General features: G+C 71.2%; 2 protein-coding genes. Both read left to right on the forward strand.

What is annotated here, in order from left to right; all coding sequences use genetic code 11:
* Positions 1 to 2402: condensation domain-containing protein (locus tag ACF08M_RS41425; protein WP_392190485.1), on the forward strand; the 2402-nt coding region annotated here is incomplete at its 5' end.
* A gap of 7 nt (positions 2403 to 2409) precedes the next feature.
* Positions 2410 to 3983 (forward strand): condensation domain-containing protein (locus tag ACF08M_RS41430; protein ID WP_392190486.1); only part of this gene is annotated, 1574 nt, incomplete at its 3' end.

The raw sequence follows: 3983 nt of genomic DNA on the forward strand, positions 1-3983 counted from the left end.
TGCTCGCCACCCGCCTCATCAGCCGTATCCGCGCCGAACTCGGCGCCGAAATCCCCATCCGGGCCGTCTTCGACACCCCCACCGTCGCCGAACTCACCTCCCACCTGACAGCAGGTGCACGGGTACGGCCGGGACTGCGGCAGCTCGCCGAGCGTCCGGAGCGGATGCCGCTGTCCTTCGCACAGCGCCGGCTGTGGTTCCTGCACCGCTTCGAGGGCCCGTCGGCGACGTACAACATTCCGGCGGTACTGCGGCTGACCGGCGTGCTGGACACGGCGGCGCTGACCCGGGCGGTCCGCGATGTCGTGGTGCGGCACGAGAGCCTGCGCACGCTGATCGTCGACGACGCCGAGGGTGTGCCGTACCAGCGGGTGGTGCCGGCGGACGAGGTGCTGCTGGACGTACCGGTGATCACGGTGCAGGCGGGCGGTGCGGCCCCGGCGGTGGAACATGAGGCGGCCTGCCTGTTCGACCTGGCCACCGACATTCCGATCCGGACCAGCGTGATCCGGTGCGGTCCCGAGGACCACGTGTTGGTGCTGGTGATCCACCACATCGCCGGGGACGGGGAGTCGCTGGCACCGCTGGCCCGGGACCTGGCCGCCGCGTACACCGCGAGGCTGGCGGGCCGGGCGCCGCAGTGGACGCCGTTGGCGGTGCAGTACGCCGACTACACCTTGTGGCAACAGGAGCTGCTGGGCGAGGAGTCCGACCCCGGCAGTGCGCTGTCCGCCCAGACCGCCTACTGGCGGCAGGAGCTGGCGGGCGTGCCGCAGCCGTTGCAGCTGCCGACGGACCGGACGCGCCCGGCCGCGGCCAGCTACCGCGGTGACACCGTGGAGATCGCCTTCGAGCCGGAACTGCTGACCGCGGCGGACAAGCTCGCCCGCGAGCGGGGCGCGACGGTGTCGATGGTGCTGCAGTCGGCGCTGGCGGTGCTGCTGCGACAGCTCGGCGCCGGGGACGACATCACCATCGGATCGCCGATCGCGGGCCGTACCGACGAAGCGCTGACGGACCTGGTGGGCTTCTTCGCCAACACCTGGGTGCTGCGCGCCGACCTGTCCGGGAACCCGTCGTTCGAGCGGGTGCTGGAGCGGGTGCGGGACAAGGCACTGGCCGCGTACGACAACCAGGACGCGCCCTTCGAGCGGCTGGTGGAACTGCTCAACCCGGAGCGCTCCACCGCCTACCAGCCCTACTTCCAGGTGATGCTGGCCTGGCAGAACATCACGCTGCCCGACTTCGCCCTGCCGGGACTTCAGGTGACACCGGAGTCGGCGTCGACGGGGGCGGCGCGGTTCGACCTGTTCTTCAACCTGGCCGAGATGCCGGGACAGGGAGTGCGGGGTGTGATCGAGTACGCCACCGATCTGTTCGACCGGCCCTCGGTGGAGCGACTGGCCGACCGGTTTGTACGGGCGCTGCGACAGCTGGTGGCCGACCCCGGCCGCCCGGCGAGCGGAATCGACATCCTGACGCCCGACGAGCGCGAGCGGTGGGAGTCGTTGCGGCCGGCGGCGGAGGCGGCCGATACGGCGGGCGGCGACGCTCCGGCCGGGGCGACGCGGTGGTACGTGCTCGACGCACGGCTGCGTCCGGTGGTGCCCGGGGTGCCCGGCGAGCTGTACGCGGCCGCCACCGGGCCGGTCGACGGCGCGCCGGACCGGGCCCGGCAGGCCGATGAACGGCCGGTGGCCGACCCGTTCGGTCCCCCGGGCAGCCGGATGTACCGCACCGGGGAAGCGGCGCGCTGGACCGCCGACGGTGTGCTGGAGCGCCTGGGACGGATCGACGACCAGGTCGCCTTCCGCGGGTCGCGCATCCGGTTCGGTGAGATCGAGACCGTACTGGCCGCACATCCGGCGGTGGCACAGGCCGCGGTCGACGTCCGTGGCGGAGAAGACGGCACCGAGCAGCTGGTCGCCTACGTGGTCCCCGTCGCAGCGGACGGCGCCCACGCCGCAGCGGGCATGGATACGGCCGCGCTGTGGGCCCATGTCGCGGCGCTGCTGCCCGAGCGCCTGGTGCCGACGGCCTGCGTCGTACTGGAGCGACTGCCGCTGACCGCGGACGGCCGGCCGGACCGGGCGGCGCTGCCGGCCCCCGAGCCCGCCCGTCCCGAATACCGGGCGCCGCGCACCCCGCAGGAGGAAATCCTCGCCGTGGTGTACGCCGAGGTGCTCGGCCTCGAGCGGGTCGGTATCGACGACGGGTTCTTCGCCCTAGGCGGGCACTCCGTTCTCGCCGCCCGCCTGATCAGCCGGATCCGCAGCGAGCTGGGAGTAGAGATCCCGATCCGGGTGCTGTTCGAAGCCCCCTCCATCGCCGAACTGTCACGCAGATGGAAGGACTTGGCCACGTCCAAGCGGCCGCGTCTGCGCAGGATGAACCAGGAGTAGATGCGAAATGATTCCATTGTCGTTTGCGCAGCGCCGGCTGTGGTTTCTGCATCGCTTTGAGGGCCCGTCGGCGACGTACAACATTCCGGTGGTGCTCCGCCTCACCGGTGCGCTGGATGCGGCGGCCCTGAGTCACGCGATCCGGGATGTCGTGGCGCGCCACGAGAGTCTGCGCACGCTGATCGCAGAGGACCCGGAAGGCGTGCCGTACCAGCGGGTGGTGCCCGTCGCCGAGGTACTCCTGGACGTACCGGTGCACACGGTGGACCCGGAGAAGACGGCCGATGCGGTGGCCGAGGCGGTGACCTACCGCTTCGATCTGACCGCGGAGATACCGATCCGGCTCAGCGTTTTCCGGTGCGGTGCCGAGGAACATGTGCTGGTGCTGCTGATTCACCACATTGCCGGGGACGGCGCGTCGGGGGCACCGCTGGCCCGGGACCTGGCCACCGCGTACACCGCACGGCTGGACGGCCGGGAGCCCGGCTGGGCGGAACTGCCGGTGCAGTACGCCGATTACACGCTGTGGCAGCGGGAATTGCTGGGCGAGGACTCCGATCCGGAGAGCGTGCTCGCCGCGCAGAGCGCGTATTGGCGGGACGAGCTGGAAGGCGTACCGCAGCCCCTGCAATTGCCCACGGACCGGCCGCGGCCGCCGGTGGCCAGCTACCGCGGTGACACGGTGGAGATGTCCCTGGACGCCGAACTGCTGACCGCGGCGGACAAGCTCGCCCGCGAGCGGGGCGCGACGGTGTCGATGGTGCTGCAGTCGGCCCTCGCGGTCCTGCTGCACCGGCTCGGTGGCGGCGATGACATCACCATAGGGTCGCCGATCGCCGGCCGTACCGATGAGGCCCTGACGGAACTGGTGGGCTTCTTCGTCAATACCTGGGTCCTGCGCACCGACCTGTCGGGAAACCCGTCGTTCGAGCAGGTGCTGAAGCGGGTGCGCGGCAAGGCACTCGCGGCCTACGACAACCAGGACATCCCCTTCGAGCGGCTGGTCGAACTCCTCAACCCGGAACGGTCCACCGCCTATCTCCCCTATATCCAGGTGATGTTCGCCTGGCAGAGCGCCACCCCGTCCGAGCTCAACCTGCCGGGTCTGGAGGTCGCCTTCGAAACGGCCTCGACGGGCGCGGCGAAGCTGGATCTGTTCTTCAACCTGGCCGCGGTTCCCGGGGAGGACGCCCGGGGCACCATCGAGTACGCCACCGATCTCTTCGACCGGGTCACGGTGCAGGGCCTATGGGCCCGGTTCGTACGCCTGCTGCGGCAGGCGGTGGCCGACCCCGGCCTGCGGATCGGCGCCATCGAGGTGCTGGAACCGGGGGAGCAGCAGCGGGCGGTCGGCGAGTGGAACGCCACTGACCGCGCCGTACCCGAGGAAACCGTGGTCGGGGCCTTCGAGGCACAGGTGGCACGCGGGCCCGGCCGACCGGCCCTCATCGCCGACGGACAGACCCTCACCTACGCCGAGTTGAATGCCCGGGCGAATCGGCTGGCGCACTGGCTGATCGAGCGGGGCGTGGGTCCGGAGCGGCGGGTCGCGGTCGTACTGCCGCGGACGTCGGATCTGGT

This window comes from Streptomyces sp. NPDC015032 (assembly GCF_043080425.1).
Lineage (GTDB): Bacteria > Actinomycetota > Actinomycetes > Streptomycetales > Streptomycetaceae > Streptomyces.